The following is a 22,323-nucleotide window of genomic DNA, read 5'->3' on the forward strand; positions in this document are numbered from 1 at the left end:
CGTGGCGCCTCTGGCCAACGCCACTCGCCATTGGGCAGAATGCCCGTGCCGCAGGTCACAGCACTTCCGAGTGGCGAGACAGGGGGGCCGTGGCCGAAGCGTGACCGATAAACTGTTCCACGGACGGCGCCGGGTGCAGCCCCCGCCGTCCGCCACTGATCAGCCAGCAGCCGCTGCAACCCCAGGGAGCGTTGTGTCCCGTCGTCTGTTCACCTCGGAGTCCGTGACCGAGGGTCACCCCGACAAGATCGCTGACCAGATCAGCGACACCATTCTCGATGCGCTGCTCCGCGAGGACCCGACCTCCCGGGTCGCCGTCGAAACCCTGATCACGACCGGTCTCGTGCACGTGGCCGGTGAGGTCACGACCAAGACGTACGCGGACATCGCGACGCTGGTCCGGAGCAAGATCCTCGAAATCGGCTACGACTCCTCCAAGAAGGGCTTCGACGGCGCCTCCTGCGGTGTCTCGGTGTCCATCGGCGCGCAGTCCCCGGACATCGCCCAGGGCGTGGACACGGCTTACGAGTCCCGTGTCGAGGGCGACGAGGACGAGCTCGACAAGCAGGGCGCGGGCGACCAAGGCCTGATGTTCGGTTACGCGACGGACGAGACGCCCACGCTGATGCCGCTGCCGATCTTCCTGGCGCACCGCCTGTCGAAGCGCCTGTCCGACGTGCGCAAGAACGGCACCATCCCCTACCTGCGCCCGGACGGCAAGACGCAGGTCACCATCGAGTACGACGGCGACAAGGCGGTCCGCCTGGACACCGTCGTGGTCTCCTCGCAGCACGCCTCCGACATCGACCTGGACTCGCTCCTGGCTCCGGACATCAAGGAGTTCGTCGTCGACCCGGAGCTCAAGGCGCTGCTCGACGAGGGCATCAAGATCGACACGGAGAACTACCGCCTCCTGGTCAACCCGACCGGCCGCTTCGAGATCGGCGGCCCGATGGGTGACGCCGGCCTGACCGGCCGCAAGATCATCATCGACACCTACGGCGGCATGGCCCGCCACGGCGGCGGTGCCTTCTCCGGCAAGGACCCGTCCAAGGTCGACCGCTCCGCGGCGTACGCGATGCGCTGGGTCGCCAAGAACGTGGTCGCAGCGGGTCTCGCCACCCGCTGCGAGGTCCAGGTGGCGTACGCCATCGGCAAGGCCGAGCCGGTCGGTCTGTTCGTCGAGACCTTCGGCACCGCCAAGGTCGACACGGAGAAGATCGAGAAGGCGATCGACGAGGTCTTCGACCTCCGTCCGGCCGCGATCATCCGCGACCTCGACCTGCTCCGCCCGATCTACTCCCAGACGGCTGCCTACGGCCACTTCGGCCGCGAGCTTCCCGAGTTCACCTGGGAGCGCACGGACCGCGTGGACGCGCTGCGCAAGGCCGCGGGGCTGTAAGTCCCGGCAAGGCGGCGGGGCCGCGCGCCCGACGCCGCCGCGGTACCTCGCGAGGCCCGGCACCCTTCGGGGCGCCGGGCCTCGTCGTGCGTCCGGTGCGCGGGCGGCGGGTACTCGGGACCCGCCGGATGTCAGTGGCGTTTGGTAAGAATGCAAGCGTGAGCAGCGAGAACGAACAGGCGGGCGGCGGCGCTGAAGGTGCGCCGCCCGAGCAGCTCGCGCTCATCCGGGAAAGTGTGCGCAAGGCCAGGACGCCCCGGGCCAAGCCGCGGACCTGGCGGGGAGCCGCGCTCGCCAAGAACCTGCCCGTCGCGCGGGTGCTCGTCGACAAGGGCGTGCTCCATCTCGACCGGTACTTCGACTACGCCGTGCCCGAGGAACTGGACGAGCAGGCCCAGCCGGGCGTCCGGGTGCGGGTCCGGTTCGGGGCCGGGCGGCACCGGGTGCGGGACGGGCGGCGCGAGGGCGGCGGGCTGATCGACGGGTTCCTCGTCGAGCGGCTGGCCGAGTCCGACTACTCCGGGCCGCTGGCCGCCCTCGCCCAGGTCGTGTCGCCCGAGCGGGTGCTGAGCGAGGAACTGCTGGGGCTGGCCCGGGCGGTCGCCGACCGGTACGCGGGCAGCCTCGCCGACGTCCTGCAGCTCGCGGTGCCACCGCGCAACGCCCGGGCCGAGCAGCGCCCCTCGCCCGCACCGCTGCCGCCGCCCCCGGCGCCCGAGGCGGGCTCCTGGCAGCGGTACGAGCAGGGGGCTGCCTTCTTGGAGTCGCTGGCCTCGGGCGGTGCGCCACGGGCCGTGTGGAACGCGCTGCCCGGCCCGGAGTGGAGCGAGGAGCTGGCCCGGGCGGTCGGGGCGACACTGGCCTCCGGTCGCGGGGCGCTCGTGGTCCTGCCCGACGGCCGGGCGGTCGCGCGGGCCGACGCCGCCCTGACCGCCCTGCTGGGGGAGGGGCGGCACGCGGTGCTCACCGCCGACGCGGGTCCCGAGAAGCGGTACGCGCAGTGGCTCGCGGTCCGGCGGGGCTCGGTACGGGCCGTGATCGGGACCCGGGCCGCGATGTTCGCACCGGTCCAGGACCTCGGGCTGGTCGCCATCTGGGACGACGGGGACGACAGCCACAGCGAGCAGCACGCCCCGCAGCCCCACGCACGCGAGGTGCTGCTGCTGCGCGCCGCCCAGGACAAGTGCGGCTTCCTGCTGGGCAGCTGGGGCTGCACGGTGGAGGCCGCGCAGCTCGTCGAGAGCGGATGGGCGCGCCCGCTGGTCGCCGGGCGTGAGCAGGTGCGCGCCACCGCCCCGCTCGTCCGCACCGTCGGGGACGGGGACCTCGCACGGGACGAGGCGGCCCGGGCCGCCCGGCTGCCCACTCTCGCCTGGCAGGTCGTCAGGGAAGGCCTGCGGCAGGGCCCGGTGCTCGTGCAGGTGCCCCGGCGGGGATACGTGCCGCGCATGGCGTGCGCCAACTGCCGGGCGCCCGCGCGGTGCCGGCACTGCTCCGGACCGCTGGAAACCAGGGACGGCGGCGCGTTGTGCTGCGGGTGGTGCGGCCGCGCGGAGGGCAGCTGGCACTGCCCGGAGTGCGGCGCTTTCCGGCTGCGCGCCTCGGTGGTGGGAGCCCGGCGGACCGCCGAGGAACTCGGACGGGCCTTCCCCGCCGTCCCGGTGCGGACCTCGGGCCGAGAACACGTGCTCGACACGGTGCCGGGGGCTCCCGCCCTGGTGGTGAGCACGCCGGGGGCCGAGCCCGTCGCCGAGGGCGGGTACGCGGCGGCGCTGCTGCTGGACGGGTGGGCCATGCTCGGGCGGCCCGACCTGCGGGCCGGGGAGGACGCCTTGCGACGGTGGATCGCGGCCGGGGCACTCGTCCGGCCGCAGCCGGCCGGTGGCACGGTGGTGGTCGTGGCCGAGCCGACGCTGCGGCCCGTCCAGGCGCTCGTACGGTGGGACCCCGTCGGTCACGCGGTGCGGGAACTCGCCGAGCGGGCCGAGCTGGGGTTTCCGCCGGTGTCGCGGATGGCGGCCGTGTCGGGTCCGGCGGAGGCGGTGACCGAGTTTCTCCGTGCGGCCGAACTGCCACCGGAGGCCGAGGTGCTGGGGCCGGTGCCGTTGCCCGTGCCCGCAGCGGGGCGACCGCGGCGGGCGGGGGCGCCGCCGCCCGGGGAGCAGTGGGAGCGGGCGTTGGTCAGGGTGCCGCCGGGGAAGGGTGCCGCGCTGGCCGGTGCGCTGAAGGCCGCGCAGGCCGCGCGGATGGCCCGGGGGAGTGCGGAGCCTGTCTGGGTCCGGATCGATCCGGCTGACATCGGGTGAAGCAGCCGGGTGGCGCGGTGGGACGGTGGCTGTGGTCGTCGCCTGGTGGCCGCCGCTGTTCCTCCGCGTACACGCCGCTGCCCTCCCGGACGCATCGGGAGGGCAGCGGCCTGTCGGGGCGGGGCGCGGTTCAGCCGTTGCGCGGCCCGGGGAAGGCCGTCGGCCTCGCCTCGTCGCGGAGGGCCGGGCTGCCCGCCGTCGGCTGAGTGGGCATGGAGCGGGCCGCCGGGACCGTCGGGACCGTGGGGAGGCCGGTGTTCACACTGACCGTGCGGGAACCCGACGGCTCCGGTGTGCGCTCGGCCTCGGCCGCGGCCGGCTGGGGAGTGGCCCGGCGTGCGCCGTAACGGCGGTGGACCGCCTGTTTGGTGACTCCGAGCGCGGAGCCCACCGCGTCCCACGAGAAGCCGAGTGAGCGGTCGAAGTCCACGGCCGCCGTGACCAGGGTCTCGACACTGTCCCGCAGCTCCTGGGCGAGCCGTACCGTCGGGGCGGGGGCGCGTCCGTAGACGACGAAGCCCGTGGAGGGGCCGGAGCGGCGCGGGCGGTAGACGTTGCCCAGCTGGGCGGTGAGTGTGCGCAGTGCGTCCACCTGCCGGCGGACCCGCTCGATGTCCCGCACCAGCAAGTGCAGGCTGGCCCGAGCCTGGGCGTCGTGGGTTGCGTGGTCGGCCATGAACAAGCCTCTCGAACCGGCGTTGAAAGGAATGGGCCGCGATCGCGGCCCGAAGTGGTCAACTCTGTCTTGACCAACGCGGATTCGCTCCGCGGGTCACGGTCTGGGGGCGTGGAGGCATCTCCGTGCGCCCGTTTGCGTGGGGTGTGCGCCTCGGCCTCCGGTCTTCGGCTTTGGTCTCCCACCCGCGCACCACCCGTGACTTTCCGTGTGGTGGCCTGGCTCTCCCGTGGGTGGCCGGGCGCCGTCGGCCGCTTTCCACGGCGGGGCTCATAGACTTGTGAGCTGCCCGCCGTCCGCCCCTGCCCGAGAGGCCCCCACCACCCCATGAAGCTCGTCTTCGCCGGTACACCCGAGGTCGCCGTTCCCGCTCTGGACGCCCTTCTCGCCTCCGGGCGGCACGAGGTGGCCGCTGTCGTCACGCGGCCCGACGCGCCGGCCGGGCGGGGGCGCAGGCTCGTCGCGTCGCCCGTCGCCGAGCGGGCGGAGGAGGCGGGGATCGAGGTGCTGAAGCCCGCGAAGCCGAAGGATCCCGAGTTCCTGGAGCGGCTGCGGGAGATCGGGCCGGACTGCTGTCCCGTCGTCGCCTACGGCGCCCTGCTGCCCCGTGTGGCCCTGGACGTCCCCGCGCACGGCTGGGTCAATCTGCACTTCTCCCTGCTGCCGGCCTGGCGCGGTGCCGCCCCCGTGCAGCACTCCATCATGGCCGGGGACGAGATCACCGGGGCTTCCACCTTCCTGATCGAGGAGGGGCTCGACTCCGGCCCGGTGTACGGGACGGTCACCGAGGAGATCCGGCCCACCGACACCAGCGGGGATCTGCTGACGCGGCTCGCGTTCGCCGGTGCCGGGCTGCTCGCGGCGACCATGGACGGGATCGAGGACGGCACGCTGAAGGCCGTACCGCAGCCCGCCGAGGGGGTCAGCCTGGCCCCGAAGGTCACCGTCGAGGACGCCCACGTCGACTGGAACGCCCCCGCGCTGCGCGTCGACCGGTTGGTGCGGGGCTGCACTCCGGCACCGGGCGCCTGGACCACGTTCCGCGGTGAGCGGCTCAAGCTCATCCAGGTCACCCCGGTGCCGGACCGGAAGGACCTCGCCCCGGGGCAGATCTCCGCCGGGAAGAACAACGTGTACGTCGGCACCGGCTCGTACGCCGTCGAGCTGGTCTGGGTACAGGCCCAGGGCAAGAAGCCGATGCGGGCGGCGGACTGGGCCCGCGGGGTGCGGATCACCGAGGGCGAGCGGCTCGGGGGCTGACACGGCGCCACGTCCGGGGCGGCGTAGGCTGGACGGCGCACTTCTTCTCACACCCGGAGCACATTTTTCGTGAGCGACCAGCACCGTCGGCCCCGTTCGTCCGGCAAGCCCTACCGTCGGCCCAAGAAGGACCCCGTCCGCATCCTCGCCTTCGAGGCGCTCAGGGCCGTGGACGAGCGGGACGCCTACGCCAACCTCGTTCTGCCGCCCCTGTTGCGCAAGGCGCGGGAGAAGGAGGGCCCCGAGAACTTCGACGCCCGGGACGCGGCGCTCGCCACCGAGCTGGTGTACGGCACGCTGCGGTGGCAGGGGACGTACGACGCGGTTCTCTCGGCCTGCGTGGACCGGCCGCTGAGGGAGGTCGACCCGCCGGTGCTGGACGTGCTGAGCCTCGGCGCGCATCAGCTCCTCGGGACGCGGATCCCGACGCACGCGGCCGTGTCCGCCACCGTCGAGCTCGCCCGGGTCGTGCTCGGCGACGGGCGCGCCAAGTTCGTCAACGCCGTGCTGCGGAAGGTCGCGCAGCACGATCTGGACGGCTGGCTGGAGCGCGTGGCGCCGCCCTACGACGAGGATCCCGAGGACCATCTCGCCGTCGTCCACTCGCATCCGCGGTGGGTCGTGTCGGCGCTGTGGGACTCCCTCGGCGGCGGTCGCGCCGGCATCGAGGCGCTGCTGCGCGCCGACAACGAGCGGCCCGAGGTGACCCTGGTGGCGCGGCCCGGGCGGGCCACCGCCGAGGAACTGCTCGAAGAGGACGCCGCCCTGCCGGGGCACTGGTCGCCGTACGCCGTGCGGCTGGCCGAGGGCGGTGAGCCGGGCGCCGTCGCGGCCGTGCGGGACGGACGCGCGGGCGTGCAGGACGAGGGCAGCCAGCTCGTGGCGCTCGCTCTCGCCGGCGCGCCGCTGGAGGGGCCCGACCGGCGGTGGCTGGACGGGTGTGCAGGGCCCGGCGGCAAGGCCGCGCTGCTCGGGGCCCTGGCCGCCGAGCGCGGTGCTCTGCTGGTGGCCTCCGAGAAGCAGACCCACCGTGCCGGGCTGGTGGCGAGGGCGCTGGAGGGCAATCCGGGGCCGTATCAGGTGATCGCCGCCGACGGGACCCGCCCGGCGTGGCGGCCCGGCAGCTTCGACCGGGTGCTGGTCGACGTGCCGTGCACCGGGCTCGGCGCCCTGCGGCGTCGCCCCGAGGCACGCTGGCGGCGCCGGCCGGACGACCTGGAAGGGTTCGCGCCGCTGCAGCGCGGCCTGCTGCGCACCGCCCTGGAGTCGGTGCGGGTCGGCGGTGTCGTCGGCTACGCGACCTGCTCGCCGCACCTCGCCGAGACCAGGGCCGTGGTCGCCGACGTCCTCAAGCAGCACCCTGACACCGAGCTCCTCGACGCCCGGCCGCTGCTGCCCGGCGTACCGAACCTCGGCGAAGGGCCCGACGTGCAGCTGTGGCCGCATCTGCACGGGACCGACGCGATGTACCTGGCGCTCATCCGCCGGACCGGCTGACCCCCGCCCCGACGCTCTCCCGGGCCGCCGCACCGCCGTCCTCCCTGGCCAGCCGGTGCGGCCACCACACCTTCGGACCGACGTCCAGGAACAGCGACGTCACCAGGACCGAGCGCACGATGAACGTGTCGATGAGGACGCCGAGGGCGACCGCGAAGCCGATCTCGGCGAAGGCGACCATCGGGAGGGTGCCGAGGGCGGCGAAGGTGCCGGCCAGGACCAGGCCGGCGGAGGTGATGACCGCGCCGGTGGTGGCGAGCCCGGTGACCACGCCAGGTCTGGTGCCCTGGCGGCCCGCCTCCTCGCGGATGCGCGTGGTGAGGAAGATGTTGTAGTCGATGCCCAGGGCGACCAGGAAGACGAAGACGAACAGCGGGAAGTCGGTCGCCTCGCCCGCGTAGTCGAAGACGTACCGGAACGCGAGCGCGCTGATGCCGAGCGCCGCCGTGTACGACAGGATCACCGTCCCGATCAGCAGCAGCGGGGCGATCAGGGCGCGCAGCAGGACGCACAGGATCAGCAGGACGACCACCAGCACCAGTGGGATGATCAGCGCGTTGTCGTGCGTGGTCGCCTCGTCCATGTCGAGCAGGGCCGCCGTACCGCCGCCCACCTGGGCGTCGGCGTCCGGCACCGCGTGCACGGTGTCCCGCACCCGCTCCACCGTCTGCTTGGCGGCCTCGCTGTCCGCCGGGGCGGTCATGGTGGCCTCGAACAGGACCTTGCCCTCGAAGGCCGGTTTGGTGCCGGGCGGCAGCCCGGGGGACTGCGGGACCACGCCCTGCGTCGCCGCCACCGCGCGGCCCACCTGCTCGGCCTGCGCATGGTTGCTGATGATGACCAGGCGATCGCCGCTGCCCCCCGGGAAGTAACGCGCCGAGACCTCCTGGCCGGTGATCGAGTCCGGTTTCCCGGTGAACGCGTCCGCGTTGCCGATGCCCTCCGCGCGCAGCTGGATCAGGCCCAGCGAACAGACCGCCAGGGCCAGTGCCGTGACGGCCCAGGTCGTGCGCGGGCGGCGGGCGATACGGCGGCCCATGCGTGCCCAGATGCCGCGCTCGGTCGGGTCGGGCGTGCCGTAGTGCGGGATCACCGGCCAGAAGATCCACCGGCCGAAGATCACCAGCAGGGCCGGGAAGAGCGTCATCATCGCGATCAGGGCGACCGCGACACCGATCGCGGCCACCGGGCCCAGGCCGCTGGTCGAGTTCATCTCGGCGGCCAGCAGCACCAGCATGCTCAGCACGACCGTCGCGCCGGAGGCCAGCACGGCGGGTCCCGCGCGGTGCAGCGCCAGGGCCATCGCCTCGTGCCGGTCCTCGTGTCGGCGCAGTTCCTCCCGGTAGCGGGCGACCAGCAACAGGGCGTAGTCCGTCCCCGCCCCGAAGACCAGCACCGTGAGGATGCCGGCGCTCTGGCCGTTGACCGTCAGCCCCGCGTGCCCGGCCAGCAGGTAGATCAGCGCCTGGGAGGTGAACAGCGCGCAGACCACCGAGATCAGGGGGACGAGCAGCAGGGTCAGGCTGCGGTAGGTGATGAGCAGCATGACGATGACGACGGCCATCGCCGCGAACAGCAGCGTCGAGTCGATGCCCTCGAAGGCCTCCGCGAAGTCCGCAGACGTGCCGCCCGGGCCCGTGATGTGCACGGCCAGGCCGCGGCCGCCCTCGCCGGCGTCGTCCCGGATCGAGTCGACGGCGGGCGCGATCCGCTCCCAGCCCTTCTCGTCCATCGTGATCGGCACGAAGACCTGCGCCGCCCGCGGATCGTCCGGCCGGTCGAAGACCGGACCCCGGGTCTCCGCACCCCGGATGCCGTGGTCACGCAGCTCCTTGAGCTGCCGCACGTCCTCGGCGATCTCCGCCCGGTCCCCGGCCGTCAGCCCCCCGTCCCGGGCGTAGATCACCACCGCCGGGATCTGCTCCGGCCGGAAGTCCTGCGAGATCTCCAGTACCTGCGTCGACTCCGCGGACCCCGGCAGCCAGGACGACGCGTCGTTGTCCTGGGCGTCGGTGAGCTTCATCGCGAGTGGTGCCATCACGAACACCACCGCCACCCACGACACCAGCACCAGCCACTTGGCCCGCCGCCCGCAGACGAGATGCACAACGCCCTGTTTCACGACAACCCCCCTGTGGCAGCGCCCCGCAAGGGGCGCGGGGCGGTGACCAATGCGGCTGTGCCGCGTGAGCGCGATCAGCCGCAGACGGCCCGCAGCCAACAGACCATCCGGGACCGATGCCCACAACCACCGGAGGGCATGGCAGTCTTAGGTCATGGCCGCGCAGATCAACCCCAGCATCCTGTCCGCCGATTTCGCCCGCCTCGCGGACGAGGCGAAGGCCGTGGAGGGAGCCGACTGGCTCCACGTCGACGTCATGGACAACCATTTCGTCCCGAACCTCACGCTCGGTGTGCCGGTCGTGGAGTCGCTCGCCCGTGCGACGGACACCCCGCTGGACTGCCATCTGATGATCGAGGCCCCCGATCGGTGGGCGCCCCAGTACGTCGAGGCGGGGGCAGGTTCCGTCACCTTCCACGTCGAGGCGGCGGCCGCCCCGGTCCGGCTCGCCCGGGAGATCCGCGCCAAGGGCGCCCGCGCCTCCATGGCGCTGAAGCCCGCGACCCCGATCGAGCCGTACGAGGACCTGCTCCCCGAGCTCGACATGCTGCTGATCATGACGGTCGAACCGGGCTTCGGGGGACAGGCCTTCCTCGACATCATGCTTCCGAAGATTCGCCGCACCCGCGAGTTGATCAGCAAGCACGGTCTGGAGCTCTGGCTCCAGGTCGACGGCGGAGTCTCCGCTTCCACGATCGAGCGGTGCGCGGACGCCGGAGCCGACGTCTTCGTGGCCGGATCGGCGGTCTACGGGGCGAACGACCCGGCAGAGGCGGTACGTGCACTACGCACGCAGGCGGAGGCGGCGACCGCCAAGGCCTCCTGGGCCTGCGACCACTGAGCCACAGCAAAGTGAACGGCTCTCATCAGGGCTGATCATCCGCGCCGGATCTGCAAGGATGAACGGCGAATCCAGAGTGTGAACAGCAGTGAGGAGATCGCCGTGTCGGGTATGTCGGCGGGCCGGTCAGCCATGCGGATGGGACCCGCTGAGCTGGTGCAGGCGGCGGCCATGGCCCGCCGCTTCTACCTCGAGGGCAAGTCCAAGATCCAGATCGCGGAGGAGTTCGGCGTCAGCCGCTTCAAGGTGGCCCGGGTCCTGGAGACCGCCCTCGAACGGGATCTCGTACGTATCGAGATCCGTGTGCCTGCGGAGCTGGACGCCGAGCGCTCGGACGCGCTCCGCGCCCGCTACGGCCTCAGGCACGCCGTCGTGGTCGAGTCCCCGGCCGACGCCGAGGAGTCGCCCGACCCCGAGAACCTGGGAGAGGTGGCCGCCGACCTGCTCGGCGAACTGGTCAACGAAGGTGATGTGCTGGGCCTGGCCTGGGGCCGCTCCACCATCCACATGGCGGCGGCGCTCGACCGGCTGCCGCCGTGCACGGTGGTGCAGCTGACAGGCGTGTACGACGCCGGGACCGCCGAGCGCGGCTCGGTGGAGGCGGTACGCCGTGCCGCCCAGGTGTCCGGCGGTGACGCGCACCCCATCTACGCGCCGATGCTGCTGCCCGACGCGGCCACGGCCACGGCGCTGCGCAACCAGACGGGCATCGCCCGTGCCTTCGAGCACTTCGACAAGGTCACCGTCGCCTGCGTCTCCATCGGCTCCTGGGAGCCGGGCATCTCCACGGTGCACGACATGCTCAGCGACGAGGAGCGCGCGCACTACGCCTCCCTCGGCGTCGCCGCCGAGATGTCCGCGCACCTCTTCGACGCCGAGGGCCGCAGGGTCGGCCGGGACCTGGGCGAGCGGTGCATCACCGTCAAGGCCGACCAGCTCCGCCGTATCCCCGAGGTCGTCGCGATCGCCGGCGGGCAGCGCAAGGGCCCCGCGATCGACGCGGTGCTGCGGTCCGGGCTCGTCACCAGCCTGGTGACGGACACGTCGGCAGCGGACTATCTGATGACGGCGGGCCCGGCACCGAAGTCCGCGCTCAACAGGACCGACCCGGACGGAGTCTGACCTATGGCCAGGGAGGCGCGTGAGGTACCGGACGATCCGGCCGGCCGGATCGTGCTCGTGCTGGACCTGGAGGGGGTCACGGACAAGGCGGGCCTGATGGACCGCTGCGCCCGTGACCTCTCCCTGCCCGAGTGGTTCGGTCGCAACTGGGACGCCCTCGCCGACTGCCTGGCCGACCCCGCGCTCTGGCCCGAGGGAGCCGTGGAGCAGGGGCTGCTGGTCGTCGTCCGGGGCTGGCGGGAGTACGCCGAGAAGCGGCCCGAGGAGTGGCAGGTCGCGGAGGAGATCTTCGCGGAGGCGACGGACCGGGGCCCGGGTCTCTTCGTGACCCTGGGGCTTGGAGCATCCTCCAAAGGCGCCCCTGACCAGCCTGGATGATCCGCTGGGGGACGTGCGCGCATCCGGCATGGGACAATGAAGTACGTGCTCTTTCCCCCTGGCCGGCCGGTCGGGGGGTCACCTCTGATCGACTGGGATGTGCAGCACGTGCGTTTCCTCAATGACATCCAGCCCGGGTACGACCTGACGTACGACGACGTCTTCATGGTGCCGAGCCGTTCCTCGGTCGGCTCGCGGCAGGCCGTCGACCTCAGCTCCCCGGACGGCACGGGCACCACCATCCCGCTCGTCGTCGCCAACATGACCGCCATCGCCGGGCGCCGCATGGCCGAGACCGTGGCCCGTCGCGGTGGCCTCGTCGTCATACCGCAGGACATCCCGATCGACGTGGTCACCGACGTCGTCTCCTGGGTCAAGAGCCGCCATCTGGTCCTGGACACCCCGATCATGCTGGTGCCCCACCAGACGGTCGCGGACGCGCTGGCGCTGCTGCCCAAGCGCGCGCACAACGCCGGAGTCGTCGTCGACGAGAACCACCGGCCGGTCGGTGTGGTCACCGACTCCGACCTGTCCGGCGTGGACCGCTTCACGCAGCTGGGCGAGGTCATGTCCCGGGACCTGCTGCTCATCGACGCGGACATGGACCCGGGCGAGGCCTTCGACACCCTCGACCACGCCAACCGCCGCTACGCCCCCGCGGTCAACAAGGACGGCACGCTCGCCGGCATCCTCACCCGCAAGGGCGCCCTGCGCGCCACGCTCTACAAGCCGGCCACGGACGCGCAGGGGCGGCTGCGGATCGCCGCCGCCGTCGGCGTCAACGGCGACGTCGCTGGCAAGGCCAAGCAGCTGCTGGACGCGGGCGTCGACACGCTCGTCATCGACACCGCGCACGGCCACCAGGAATCGATGATCAACGCCCTGAAGCTGGTGCGGGACCTCGACCCGCAGGTGCCGATCGTCGCGGGCAACGTCGTGGCCGCAGCGGGCGTGCGCGACCTGATCGAGGCGGGCGCGGACATCGTCAAGGTCGGTGTCGGCCCCGGCGCCATGTGCACCACGCGCATGATGACCGGCGTCGGCCGGCCGCAGTTCTCCGCCGTCCTGGAATGCGCCGCCGAGGCGAAGAAGTACGGCAAGCACGTGTGGGCCGACGGCGGGATCCGCCACCCGCGAGACGTGGCCATGGCGCTCGCCGCCGGCGCGTCCAACGTGATGGTCGGCTCCTGGTTCGCGGGCACCTACGAATCCCCGGGCGACCTCCAGCACGACGCCCAGGGGCGCGCCTACAAGGAGTCCTTCGGCATGGCCTCCGCCCGGGCCGTGCGCAACCGCACGTCCGAGGAGTCGGCGTACGACCGGGCCCGCAAGGCGCTGTTCGAGGAGGGCATCTCCACGTCCCGCATGTTCCTCGACCCGGCCCGCCCCGGCGTCGAGGACCTGATCGACTCGATCATCGCGGGCGTCCGCTCCTCCTGCACCTACGCCGGCGCCGGCTCCCTGGAGGAGTTCGCCGAGAAGGCCATCGTCGGCATCCAGAGCGCCGCCGGCTACGCCGAGGGCAAGCCCCTGCACGCCAGCTGGAGCTGACGGCCCGCACGCCCTTCTCCCAGGCCCCCGGTGAAAATCGGGGGCCTCGTGCGTGCGGGCGCCCTACCGTCGTACGCCATGGAGATCACCGTCTGCCGGGCCGCCGACGTGGCGCTGCTCGATCAGTACCTCGGCTCCCCGGGCGCCACCTCGTTCCACGCGCGCCGCTTCGCACGCCAGGAGCGGGGCCTGAGCACCTATCTCGTCGCCTGGCTCGACGGACGGCCCGTGGGGCACACGGAGCTGCGCTGGGGCGGCTGCGACGACGCTTCCGTGCGGGCGGCACGGCCCGGCTGCCCGGAGATCAACGCGCTGACCGTGTGGCCCGAGACGCTGCGCTCGCGCGGCATCGGCAGCGCCCTGGTCCGGGCCGCCGAGGAACGCGCCCGGGAGCGGGGCCGCACGGCCATCGGCCTCGGCGTCGCCCACGACAACCCGCGCGCCGCCGCCCTCTACGCCCGGCTCGGCTATCTGCCACTCGCCCCCTACGTCGGCCGCTGGTCCTACGAGGACCACGACGGTGTCCTGCGCGAATGTGTCGAGGAGCTCACGTTCCTGGTGAAAGAGCTGGTCCGAGCAAGTCCCGTGCAATGGACGAACGCCGACGTGCAACGAACCTCCGGCCAGTCACGAGGAACGCAATGATCTTGCGGGCACGCGCAAGGTTGCTGCATTACACGGGCAACGCCGCTCCTCGTAGGCTGTCGCCTCGTACGTGGCGCGGCGGGGACCCCGCTCGGTGGGTCCCGGCTGTCGGGCGGGGCGCTGCCGGTCCCCGCCGCGCAAGACCGGCAGTGACGAAGGAGTCAGCGCGTGCTCGATCAAGGCGCACCCCCGCACAGCAGTAGTCAGACCGCCCCGCCGCCCCCCGGCGTCGGCGCGCGCCTCATGCGTCGCAAGCCGGTGGAGAACCTGGTCGCGGAGGGCGGCCAGGGCGAGGGAGGCTCGCTGCGGCGCTCCCTCGGCCTGTGGCAGCTCACCATGATCAGCATCGGTGCCACCCTCGGCACCGGCATCTTCGTCGTGCTCGGCGAGGCCGTCCCCAAGGCGGGCCCTGCCGTCACGCTCTCCTTCGTCATCGCTGGTCTGACCGCCCTGTTCTCGGCCCTGTCCTACGCCGAGCTGGCGGGCACCATCCCGGTCTCCGGCTCCTCGTACTCGTATGCGTACGCAACGATGGGCGAACTGATCGCCTGGATATGCGGTTGGTGCCTGGTCCTGGAGTACGGCGTGTCCGTCGCCGCCGTCGCCGTCGGCTGGGGCGAGTACCTCAACGAACTGCTCGACGGGACCATCGGCGTCACCCTCCCGGCCGCCCTGTCCGCCCCGCCTGGCGACGGCGGCGTGTTCAACCTGCCCGCGCTGATCGTCGTCCTGCTCGCGATGGCGTTCCTGCTGGGCGGCGCCCGCGAGTCCGCCCGCGCCAACACCGTCATGGTCATCGTGAAGATCGCCGCGCTGGTGATGTTCTGCGCCATCGGCGTCCAGGGCTTCCGCTCCGGCAACTACGAGAATTTCATGCCGCTCGGCATGGCGGGCGTCAGCGCCGCCGGGGCGACGTTGTTCTTCTCCTACATCGGCTTCGACGCCGCCTCCACCGCCGGCGAGGAGGCGAAGAACGCCCAGCGCGACCTGCCGCGCGCGATCATGCTGTCGCTGGTCATCGTCACGGCGCTGTACGTCCTCGTCGCCGCCGTCGCGGTCGGCGCCAAACCGTGGAAGAACTTCACCGACTCCGAGGCCGCCCTCGCCCAGATCATGCGCGAGGTCACCGGGCAGACCTTCTGGGGCACGCTGCTGGCCTTCTGCGCCGTCATCGCCATCGCGAGCGTGGTGCTGACCGTGCTCTACGGCCAGACCCGCATCCTGTTCGCCATGTCCCGCGACGGCCTCGTGCCGAAGGTGTTCGCCAGGGTCCACCCGAAGACCGGCACGCCCCGCGCCAACACCCTCATCGTCTCCCTGTTCTGCGGTGTCCTGGCCGCCGCCATTCCGCTCGGGCAGCTCGCCGACGCCACCAGCATCGGCACCCTGTTCGCCTTCGCGCTGGTCAACGTGGCGGTCGTGGTGCTGCGCCGGACCCGGCCGGACATGCCCCGCACCTTCCGGGTGCCGCTCTCCCCGGTCCTGCCCGCGCTGGGCTTCGCCTTCTGCGTCTGGATGATGGGCAGCCTGCCGACCGTGACCTGGGTCGTCTTCGGTGTCTGGATGGCCGCCGGGCTCGTGTTCTACTTCGTGTACGGCTATCGCCGTTCCCGACTCGCACCATCCGAAAAGTGACCGACCCACTGTGCTGAACGATCTCGACGAACGCATCGTGCACGCCCTCGCCGAGGACGCCCGCCGCTCCTACGCCGACATCGGCCACATCGTCGGCCTGTCCGCGCCCGCCGTGAAACGGCGCGTGGACCGGCTGCGGGCCACCGGAGCCATCACCGGCTTCACCGTACGGGTGGACCCGGGCGCCCTCGGCTGGCAGACCGAGGGGTTCGTCGAGATCTACTGCCGGGGCAACACCTCCCCGGAGACCATCCAGCGGGGCCTGGAGCGCTACCAGGAGGTCGTGGCCGCGTCCACCGTCACCGGGGACGCGGACGCGATCGCCCAGGTCTTCGCCTCCGACATGCGCCACTTCGAACGGGTCCTGGAGCGGATCGCCGGGGAGCCGTTCGTCGAGCGCACCAAGTCCGTGCTCGTACTGTCGCCGCTGCTGCGGCGCTTCTCGTCGGGGTCGCCGACCTAGTGCCGCGGTAGGCAACGTTCGCCCGTCAAGGAGCGGCGTCCGGTGCGTGCTCTGGGGGTCTCCCCGGCCGAAGGCTGGGGGAGTGCCGGCCGGAAGCCCTCGTACTGGACGTACTCGGGCTTTCGGCCGGTGCGGCGAGTGGGGGCACCTCCCACGCCCTTGAGGCAGTGGGGGAGCGTGCCGGGCGTCGCGACGGGGCGAACGTTGCCTGCCGCGGCACTAGCGTTCCCGCCGGCGCGTTCCGGCGGTGTCGCCGACCCTGCGTATCGTCGTCAGCAGGCGCCGAACGCCGAGCGCGTGTCCGCCCGTGGTCCTCAGGAGACGACCGTAGAGGGCGCCGGCCGGGCCGGAGAACCTCGCCCGGGTCTCGGCACGCAGCCGGGTGCGTCCCGGGCCGGCCTCCTCCAGGTGGAAGAGCAGGGCGTACGTCGAGAAGTGGTGACGCCCGATCAGGACCAGCTCTGCCCCCGGAACCGCGGAAGCCACCCGGAAACCGGGAATCGTCGAGCCCTCCCCCAGGGGACGGGGCCCGGAGGCCGTGCGGTCGGCGCAACCGACCAGGCGTGCGTACACGACCGCTCGGACACCCCCGAAGGAGCGGTCCAAAACCTCACCGAGTGCCCCCCCACACGACCTCGGCGTCCGCCGCGACGACCGTCGTGTGCTCATCGACGTACGGCAGGGAGAGCGGTGCGGCGGCATCCATGGAGCCCCCTTCGCCGACCGGTCGGGTTCGGCTTGCCCAGCCAGTCTCGCGCGCCTGGCCGTGCGGGGGCCTCCTCCAGCAGGCGGACATCCGTCGCCGCTCGGCGGAGCGGGCGGCGCCCGCCCTCCTCCCGGCGCAGGAGGCCCCTTTGGGGAATCTCGCTGTGCTCCGGCCCCCGGCCCGCCTACCATCGGTGTCATGACCTGGCGACATTGATCCACCAGCCGCGCCTCCCGAGGACCGCCTCGGACGCCGTACCTCCGGCATCCGATCGGTCCTTACGGGAAGGCCTCATGACACTCTCACCCGCACGCGTGCCCGCCACCGGCGTCCGGCGGCTGACGACCACGCTGTACGGCTACGCGTTCCTCGACGACTTCGTCCTGCTCTACCCGGTGTACGCGCTGCTGTTCGCCGACACCGGCATGTCGCTCTGGCAGATCTCCTCCCTGTTCGCCCTGTGGTCGACCACCTCGGTGGCGCTGGAAGTGCCCTCCGGGGCCTGGGCCGACGCCATGTCGCGCCGGAGGCTGCTGTGGATCGGCCCGCTGCTCACCGCCGCCGGCTTCGCGCTGTGGGTGATCGTGCCGTCGTACTGGGCCTTCGCGGCCGGCTTCGTCCTGTGGGGCGCGGGCGGGGCGCTCGGCTCCGGCGCGCTGGAGGCGCTGGTGTACGACGAGCTGCACCGGCTCGGAGCCGCCGGCCGGTACGCGCGGGTCATGGGCCGGGCCCGGGCCGCGCGCCTGGTGGGCACCGTGGCCTGCCTCGGCCTCGCGGGGCCCGTCTTCGCCCAGGGCGGTTACGCGGCGGTCGGTGCCGCCAGCTTCCTGGCCTGTGTGCTGACCGCCCTGACCGCGACCCGGTTCCCCGAGCACCGGGTGCGGCCGGACGACGCGGGCGACAGCTGGGCCACGACCCTGCGGACCGGGCTCGCCGAGGTCCGCGAGGACCGTTCCGTGCGCGGCGCCCTGCTGCTGATTCCGGCCGTGGCCGCGGTGTGGGGCGCGCTCGACGAGTACACCCCACTGCTGGTCCGGGACATCGGTGTCGCGGAGGCGACGGTGCCCTACCTGATCATGCTGATCTGGGCGGGCGTCACCGTGGGCAGCCTCCTGACCGGACCGGCCGAACGCCTCGGCCCGGCCGGTCTCGCCACGCTGCTCGCGGGCGCCGCACTCGCCCTGGCCGTGGGCGCCGCGTCCCGCTCACTGGCCGGGATCGCCCTCGTGAGCGTCGCCTTCGCCGGGTTCCAGCTGGCGGAGGTGCTGGCCGACGTCCGCCTCCAGCACCGTATCGACGAGTCCCGCCGGGCCACGCTCACCTCCGTCGCGAGCCTGGGCACCGAGCTGGCGACGGTCGCCACGTTCGGCGGGTACGCGCTGCTCGGCACGGACATGGCGCACAGCAGCGTCTTCGCGGTGCTGGCGATCCCCTATCTGGTGACAGCGCTGGTGCTGGCTAGAAGTCGGGCCGCCAGGGGACGACCGTGAAGTCGCCCGTCCCCTTCCTGACCTTCTCGAAGGGGGCGGATCCCACGCACTTGGGCAGGTCCTTCGTCTCGACGGGGCTGCCCGTCGACGCCCAGCTGTAGCCGAGGCGGTCGTGCCGGCCGGCGTCATGGACGGTGATGCCGACGCGCTTGCCCTCGGCCCCCGGCAGGTCGGAGTCGGTGATCACACCGGAGACGACGGCCACCTTCCCGCCGGTCAACAGGCAGTCGACCCGCGCCTTCGCCCAGGCCCCCTGGCCGTTCAGGTAGTGGCTCCACTCGAAGGTGCCGGTGGCCTTCATCGGGTCGGCCGTGTCCTTCGCGGCCAGGTGCGCGTCGAAGGAGAAGGTGATGTCGTCCCCGGCCGACCGGTACAGCTTGGCCTTGCCGGTGAGAGCGGCGGCCTCACGCCTGCTCTCGTCGGGGCCGGTGGGTCCGGCGGCTCCGGCGGAGCCGGCCGCGGCGGCGACGGTGAGCAGCAGCGCGGAGCCGAGTAAAGCGGTCCTCGTACGGCGGTTCATGGCGGTCCTTTCCGCAGGTGACACACGTCGAATGGACGCTCACCACTGTCCCGCCGCGGCGCCCTCGCCACATCGCACCCGGGACGGGACCCGGCCTCCGCCGCCCGGCGGAGAAAGGCCGTTCGGGCATGCGCCCGGGGAAGGATCGTCAAAGCCCGCAACGAATCGCCGCCGACCCGCCGGCGAACGCAATGATCCGCTCACGGACGCGCAACGGCTGCTCCTTGTCCGGCCGGAGCCGCCGACCGTACCGTCTATCAGGCCCCCCGAAACCCCCGCGTACCGGTGAGGAACACGCATGCGCACCGCCCTGCTCCAGAGCTCCGGCCGACCCGGCTCCACCGTCGAGAACCTCAAGGTCCTCGACGAGACCGCGGGCCGGGCCGCCGCCGCGGGCGCCGGGCTGCTGGTCGCGCCGGAGATGTTCCTGACCGGGTACGCGATCGGCGACGACATCGGCCGGCTCGCCGAGCCCGCCGACGGCGACTGCGCCGACGCCGTCGCCGAGACCGCGGCCAGGCACGGACTGGCGATCGCCTACGGCTACCCCGAGCGGGCCGGCGAGACCGTGTTCAACTCCGCCCAGCTGATCTCCGCCGAGGGCACCCGTCTCGCCAACTACCGCAAGACCCACCTCTTCGGCTGCTTCGAGCGCGACCACTTCACACCCGGGGACCAGCCGGTCGTCCAGGCGGAACTCGACGGTCTGCGCGTCGGGATCCTGATCTGCTACGACGTCGAGTTCCCGGAGAACGTCCGCGCCCACGCCCTCGCCGGCACCGACCTGCTGGTCGTCCCGACCGCGCAGATGCACCCGTTCCAGTTCGTGGCCGAGTCGATGATCCCGGTGCGTGCCTTCGAGAACCAGATGTACGTCGCGTACGTCAACCGGGCCGGCCGGGAGGGCGAGTTCGAGTTCGTGGGCCTGTCCACGCTCGCCGGGCCCGACGGGGTCGCCCGGGCCCGGGCCGGGCGCGCCGAGGAACTCGTCCTCGCCGACGTCGACCCCATCTTCCTCGCCGCGTCGCGCGAGGCCAACCCGTATCTGCGGGACCGGCGCCCGGGCCTCTACCGGCCGCTCGTCTGACCCCCCCGGCACCTGCCTGTTTCTTCTGCAAGGAGTCCGCACCCCATGACGTCCACCGTGCCCAACGCCGTCGAGCACGCAGACGCGCAGCAGCCGCCGATCACCATGTTCGGCCCGGACTTCCCGTACGCCTACGACGACTTCCTCGCCCACCCGGCGGGTCTCGGGCAGATACCCGCGACCGAGCACGGCACGGAGGTCGCGGTCATCGGGGGCGGCCTGTCCGGCATCGTCGCCGCGTACGAGCTGATGAAGATGGGCCTCAAGCCGGTCGTGTACGAGGCCGACCGGATCGGCGGCCGGCTGCGGACGGTGGGCTTCGACGGCTGCGACGACTCCCTCACCGCCGAGATGGGCGCGATGCGCTTCCCGCCGTCCTCCACGGCCCTCCAGCACTACATCGACCTCGTCGGCCTTCAGACGCGGCCCTTCCCCAACCCCCTGGCGGAGGCGACCCCGTCGACCGTCGTCGACCTCAAGGGCGAGTCGCACTACGCCGAGACGATCGCCGACCTGCCCCAGGTCTACCGGGACGTCGCCGAGGCCTGGAACCGGTGCCTGGAGGAGGGCGCCGACTTCTCCGACATGAACCGGGCCCTGCGCGAGCGGGACGTCCCGCGCATCCGCGAGATCTGGTCCCGGCTCGTCGAGAAGCTCGACAACCAGACCTTCTACGGCTTCCTCTGCGACTCCGAGGCGTTCAAGTCCTTCCGGCACCGCGAGATCTTCGGCCAGGTCGGCTTCGGCACCGGCGGCTGGGACACCGACTTCCCGAACTCCATCCTGGAGATCCTGCGCGTCGTCTACACCGAGGCCGACGACCACCACCGCGGCATCGTCGGCGGCTCCCAGCAACTGCCGCTGCGCCTGTGGGAGCGCGAGCCGGAGAAGATCGTCCACTGGCCCTACGGGACCTCCCTCGCGAGCCTCCACGACAATCGTGAGCCCCGCCCGGCCGTCACCCGCCTGCGCCGCACCGCGGGCAACCGCATCACGGTGACCGACGCGAACGGCGACATCCGCACCTACCCGGCGGCGATCTTCACCGCCCAGTCCTGGATGCTGCTGTCGAAGATCGACTGCGACGACTCGCTCTTCCCGATCGACCACTGGACGGCCATCGAGCGCACGCACTACATGGAGAGCTCCAAGCTCTTCGTGCCGGTCGACCGGCCGTTCTGGCTCGACAAGGACGAGGAGACCGGGCGGGACGTCATGTCGATGACGCTCACCGACCGTATGACGCGCGGGACCTACCTGCTCGACAACGGCCCGGACCAGCCCGCCGTCATCTGCCTCTCCTACACATGGTGCGACGACAGCCTCAAGTGGCTGCCGCTGTCCGCGAACGAGCGGATGGAGGTCATGCTGAAGTCGCTCGGCGAGATCTATCCGAAGGTCGACATCCGCAAGCACATCATCGGCAACCCGGTGACCGTCTCCTGGGAGAACGAGCCCTACTTCATGGGCGCGTTCAAGGCCAACCTGCCCGGCCACTACCGTTACCAGCGGCGTCTGTTCACGCACTTCATGCAGGACCGGCTGCCCGAGGACAAGCGCGGCGTCTTCCTCGCCGGCGACGACATCTCCTGGACGGCCGGCTGGGCCGAGGGTGCCGTCCAGACCGCCCTCAACGCGGTCTGGGGCGTCATGCACCACTTCGGCGGCACGACCGACCCGGCCAACCCCGGGCCGGGCGACGTGTACGACGAGATCGCGCCGGTCGAGCTGCCCGAGGACTGAAGCAGGCAGGAGGACTAAGGCAGGCAGGAGGGCTGCGGCAGGGGCGTGAGCAGCATGCGCCCCGCGAAGCCCACCGCCGTGTCCAGGCGTTCGGTGAACTCCTCGGCGACATCGGGGAGTCCGCGCAGCGCCCACAGCGCCCGGGCCGCCGTCCAGGTGGCGTCGCGGGCGCGCTCCAGGCTCCATGAGCCGAGCAGATGGGTCAGCGGGTCCGCGATCTGGAGGAGGTCGGGGCCCGGCATCAGATCTTCGCGGATGCGCTCCTCCAGCGAGACGAGGAGATCGCCCACCGCGTCGAACTCGTCCTCCAACTCGACGGGTGCGCAGTCGAGCGTACGGCAGGTGTCCACGACGGCCAGCGCGAGATCGTGGCCGATGTGCGCGTTGATGCCCGCGAGCGCGAACTGCAACGGCCGTACCCCGGGATGGCGCCGGAACTGGAACAGGGGCCGCCAGCAGGCCGGCGGGCGCCGCTCGCCGGCCACCGCCTCGACGGCCTCCAGGTACCGCTGCGCGAACCGAACGTCCAGCGTGATCGCGGCGTGCGGGTCCGCGAACCGCCCGGTGTCGACGTACCGGTCCACCGCTTGCGTCACGGCGAGGTAGACACGGTTGAAGACGGCCACCCCGTCCCGGGGGTGCAGGGTCTCGTCGAGGGCGCGCATACGGGAGATGACCCCGTCGACCGGAGTGTCCACGGCTGGGGGGACTTGTTCGCATCGCGGCATGCGGGCAGAGTCCCAGCTCTAGGCTGGCGGGAGTACCGGCAGGCCCGGCGCTTCCCCGAAACGGGGGAACGCCGCCCGCCGCAGGGGGAGGGGGACCGGCACCGTGTCAGGCTCGCGTGCCCAGCGCCTGGCCGCCCGCAGGGCCGAGCGC

19 protein-coding genes are annotated in these 22,323 nt (G+C 72.2%); 14 read left to right on the forward strand and 5 right to left on the reverse strand.

The features are described 5' to 3' along the window. The first annotated feature begins 193 nt into the window (after positions 1 to 193). Positions 194 to 1,402 (forward strand): methionine adenosyltransferase, encoded by a 1,209-nt coding sequence (gene metK, locus AC07F0_RS33515; protein WP_243381336.1) that lies wholly within the window; start codon positions 194 to 196, stop codon positions 1,400 to 1,402. A 158-nt stretch (positions 1,403 to 1,560) separates the two neighbouring features. Continuing rightward, positions 1,561 to 3,708, forward strand: coding sequence for a primosomal protein N' (locus AC07F0_RS33520; protein WP_478983708.1), 2,148 nt, complete (start codon positions 1,561 to 1,563; stop codon positions 3,706 to 3,708). Between the two features lie 130 nt (positions 3,709 to 3,838). Here AC07F0_RS33520 and AC07F0_RS33525 read toward each other — a convergent pair whose 3' ends face one another. After that, a complete protein-coding gene (locus tag AC07F0_RS33525; protein WP_150479757.1) occupies positions 3,839 to 4,384 on the reverse strand; it encodes a hypothetical protein in 546 nt (181 codons plus the stop codon). 327 nt (positions 4,385 to 4,711) lie between these two features. Between AC07F0_RS33525 and fmt the strand changes: the two genes are divergently transcribed. Then, positions 4,712 to 5,644 carry a methionyl-tRNA formyltransferase gene (gene fmt / locus AC07F0_RS33530; protein WP_478983709.1) on the forward strand — a complete coding sequence of 311 codons (933 nt, stop codon included), beginning with the start codon at positions 4,712 to 4,714 and terminating at the stop codon, positions 5,642 to 5,644. A gap of 69 nt (positions 5,645 to 5,713) precedes the next feature. Continuing rightward, positions 5,714 to 7,141: an RsmB/NOP family class I SAM-dependent RNA methyltransferase gene (locus tag AC07F0_RS33535; RefSeq protein WP_478983710.1), complete on the forward strand. Its 1,428-nt coding sequence runs from the start codon at positions 5,714 to 5,716 to the stop codon at positions 7,139 to 7,141. On the opposite strand, the gene AC07F0_RS33540 is transcribed toward AC07F0_RS33535, so the two are convergent. Continuing rightward, positions 7,122 to 9,263, reverse strand: coding sequence for an MMPL family transporter (locus AC07F0_RS33540; RefSeq protein ID WP_478983711.1), 2,142 nt, complete (start codon positions 9,261 to 9,263; stop codon positions 7,122 to 7,124). The two genes, AC07F0_RS33535 and AC07F0_RS33540, sit on opposite strands and share 20 nt — an antisense overlap. Before the next feature lie 154 nt (positions 9,264 to 9,417). On the opposite strand from AC07F0_RS33540, the gene rpe reads away from it, so the two are divergent. The 7 genes from rpe to AC07F0_RS33575 all read left to right on the forward strand — a co-directional run bounded on the left by rpe (position 9,418) and on the right by AC07F0_RS33575 (position 15,898). Further along, on the forward strand, positions 9,418 to 10,104 hold the full coding sequence (gene rpe, locus AC07F0_RS33545; RefSeq protein WP_031138926.1) for a ribulose-phosphate 3-epimerase: 687 nt from the start codon (positions 9,418 to 9,420) through the stop codon (positions 10,102 to 10,104). 78 nt (positions 10,105 to 10,182) lie between these two features. Beyond that, positions 10,183 to 11,226 (forward strand): sugar-binding transcriptional regulator, encoded by a 1,044-nt coding sequence (locus tag AC07F0_RS33550; RefSeq protein ID WP_356929292.1) that lies wholly within the window; start codon positions 10,183 to 10,185, stop codon positions 11,224 to 11,226. Positions 11,227 to 11,229: 3 nt separating this feature from the next. Continuing rightward, positions 11,230 to 11,604 carry a barstar family protein gene (locus AC07F0_RS33555; RefSeq protein ID WP_478983712.1) on the forward strand — a complete coding sequence of 125 codons (375 nt, stop codon included), beginning with the start codon at positions 11,230 to 11,232 and terminating at the stop codon, positions 11,602 to 11,604. A 108-nt stretch (positions 11,605 to 11,712) separates the two neighbouring features. After that, positions 11,713 to 13,155, forward strand: coding sequence for a GuaB1 family IMP dehydrogenase-related protein (locus AC07F0_RS33560; protein ID WP_478983713.1), 1,443 nt, complete (start codon positions 11,713 to 11,715; stop codon positions 13,153 to 13,155). Positions 13,156 to 13,233: 78 nt separating this feature from the next. After that, on the forward strand, positions 13,234 to 13,800 hold the full coding sequence (locus AC07F0_RS33565) for a GNAT family N-acetyltransferase (RefSeq protein ID WP_436725997.1): 567 nt from the start codon (positions 13,234 to 13,236) through the stop codon (positions 13,798 to 13,800). Positions 13,801 to 13,968: 168 nt separating this feature from the next. Further along, positions 13,969 to 15,435, forward strand: coding sequence for an amino acid permease (locus tag AC07F0_RS33570; RefSeq protein WP_478983714.1), 1,467 nt, complete (start codon positions 13,969 to 13,971; stop codon positions 15,433 to 15,435). Positions 15,436 to 15,445: 10 nt separating this feature from the next. Then, positions 15,446 to 15,898 (forward strand): Lrp/AsnC family transcriptional regulator, encoded by a 453-nt coding sequence (locus AC07F0_RS33575; protein WP_010046396.1) that lies wholly within the window; start codon positions 15,446 to 15,448, stop codon positions 15,896 to 15,898. Positions 15,899 to 16,117: 219 nt separating this feature from the next. Here AC07F0_RS33575 and AC07F0_RS33580 read toward each other — a convergent pair whose 3' ends face one another. Next, positions 16,118 to 16,384: a hypothetical protein gene (locus AC07F0_RS33580; protein WP_478983715.1), complete on the reverse strand. Its 267-nt coding sequence runs from the start codon at positions 16,382 to 16,384 to the stop codon at positions 16,118 to 16,120. A 513-nt stretch (positions 16,385 to 16,897) separates the two neighbouring features. Here AC07F0_RS33580 and AC07F0_RS33585 point away from each other — a divergent pair. Next, a complete protein-coding gene (locus tag AC07F0_RS33585; RefSeq protein ID WP_478983716.1) occupies positions 16,898 to 18,094 on the forward strand; it encodes an MFS transporter in 1,197 nt (398 codons plus the stop codon). Here the strand turns inward: AC07F0_RS33585 and AC07F0_RS33590 are convergent. Continuing rightward, the gene (locus tag AC07F0_RS33590) at positions 18,063 to 18,614 is read right to left on the reverse strand and encodes a Repetin (RefSeq protein WP_478983717.1); all 552 of its coding nucleotides are present in this window, start codon (positions 18,612 to 18,614) and stop codon (positions 18,063 to 18,065) included. The genes AC07F0_RS33585 and AC07F0_RS33590 overlap by 32 nt on opposite strands. A 298-nt stretch (positions 18,615 to 18,912) precedes the next feature. Here AC07F0_RS33590 and AC07F0_RS33595 point away from each other — a divergent pair, with 298 nt between their 5' ends. Both AC07F0_RS33595 and AC07F0_RS33600 read left to right on the forward strand, forming a co-directional pair. Beyond that, positions 18,913 to 19,701 carry a carbon-nitrogen hydrolase family protein gene (locus tag AC07F0_RS33595; RefSeq protein WP_478983718.1) on the forward strand — a complete coding sequence of 263 codons (789 nt, stop codon included), beginning with the start codon at positions 18,913 to 18,915 and terminating at the stop codon, positions 19,699 to 19,701. 45 nt (positions 19,702 to 19,746) lie between these two features. Beyond that, the gene (locus tag AC07F0_RS33600) at positions 19,747 to 21,444 is read left to right on the forward strand and encodes a flavin monoamine oxidase family protein (protein WP_478983719.1); all 1,698 of its coding nucleotides are present in this window, start codon (positions 19,747 to 19,749) and stop codon (positions 21,442 to 21,444) included. A gap of 14 nt (positions 21,445 to 21,458) precedes the next feature. Here AC07F0_RS33600 and AC07F0_RS33605 read toward each other — a convergent pair whose 3' ends face one another. Next, positions 21,459 to 22,172: a DUF5995 family protein gene (locus tag AC07F0_RS33605; protein ID WP_478983720.1), complete on the reverse strand. Its 714-nt coding sequence runs from the start codon at positions 22,170 to 22,172 to the stop codon at positions 21,459 to 21,461. Positions 22,173 to 22,323: the final 151 nt, after the last annotated feature.

Source organism: Streptomyces sp. NPDC045955, from assembly GCF_056430805.1.

Coding starts and splice junctions, on each gene's coding strand:
- AC07F0_RS33525 (WP_150479757.1), bottom strand. CDS start 4,384: ATGGCCGACCACGCAACCCACGACGCCCAGGCTCGGGCCAGCCTGCAC.
- fmt (WP_478983709.1), top strand. CDS start 4,712: ATGAAGCTCGTCTTCGCCGGTACACCCGAGGTCGCCGTTCCCGCTCTG.
- rpe (WP_031138926.1), top strand. CDS start 9,418: ATGGCCGCGCAGATCAACCCCAGCATCCTGTCCGCCGATTTCGCCCGC.
- AC07F0_RS33555 (WP_478983712.1), top strand. CDS start 11,230: ATGGCCAGGGAGGCGCGTGAGGTACCGGACGATCCGGCCGGCCGGATC.
- AC07F0_RS33565 (WP_436725997.1), top strand. CDS start 13,234: ATGGAGATCACCGTCTGCCGGGCCGCCGACGTGGCGCTGCTCGATCAG.
- AC07F0_RS33585 (WP_478983716.1), top strand. CDS start 16,898: ATGACACTCTCACCCGCACGCGTGCCCGCCACCGGCGTCCGGCGGCTG.
- AC07F0_RS33590 (WP_478983717.1), bottom strand. CDS start 18,614: ATGAACCGCCGTACGAGGACCGCTTTACTCGGCTCCGCGCTGCTGCTC.
- AC07F0_RS33595 (WP_478983718.1), top strand. CDS start 18,913: ATGCGCACCGCCCTGCTCCAGAGCTCCGGCCGACCCGGCTCCACCGTC.
- AC07F0_RS33600 (WP_478983719.1), top strand. CDS start 19,747: ATGACGTCCACCGTGCCCAACGCCGTCGAGCACGCAGACGCGCAGCAG.
- AC07F0_RS33605 (WP_478983720.1), bottom strand. CDS start 22,172: ATGCCGCGATGCGAACAAGTCCCCCCAGCCGTGGACACTCCGGTCGAC.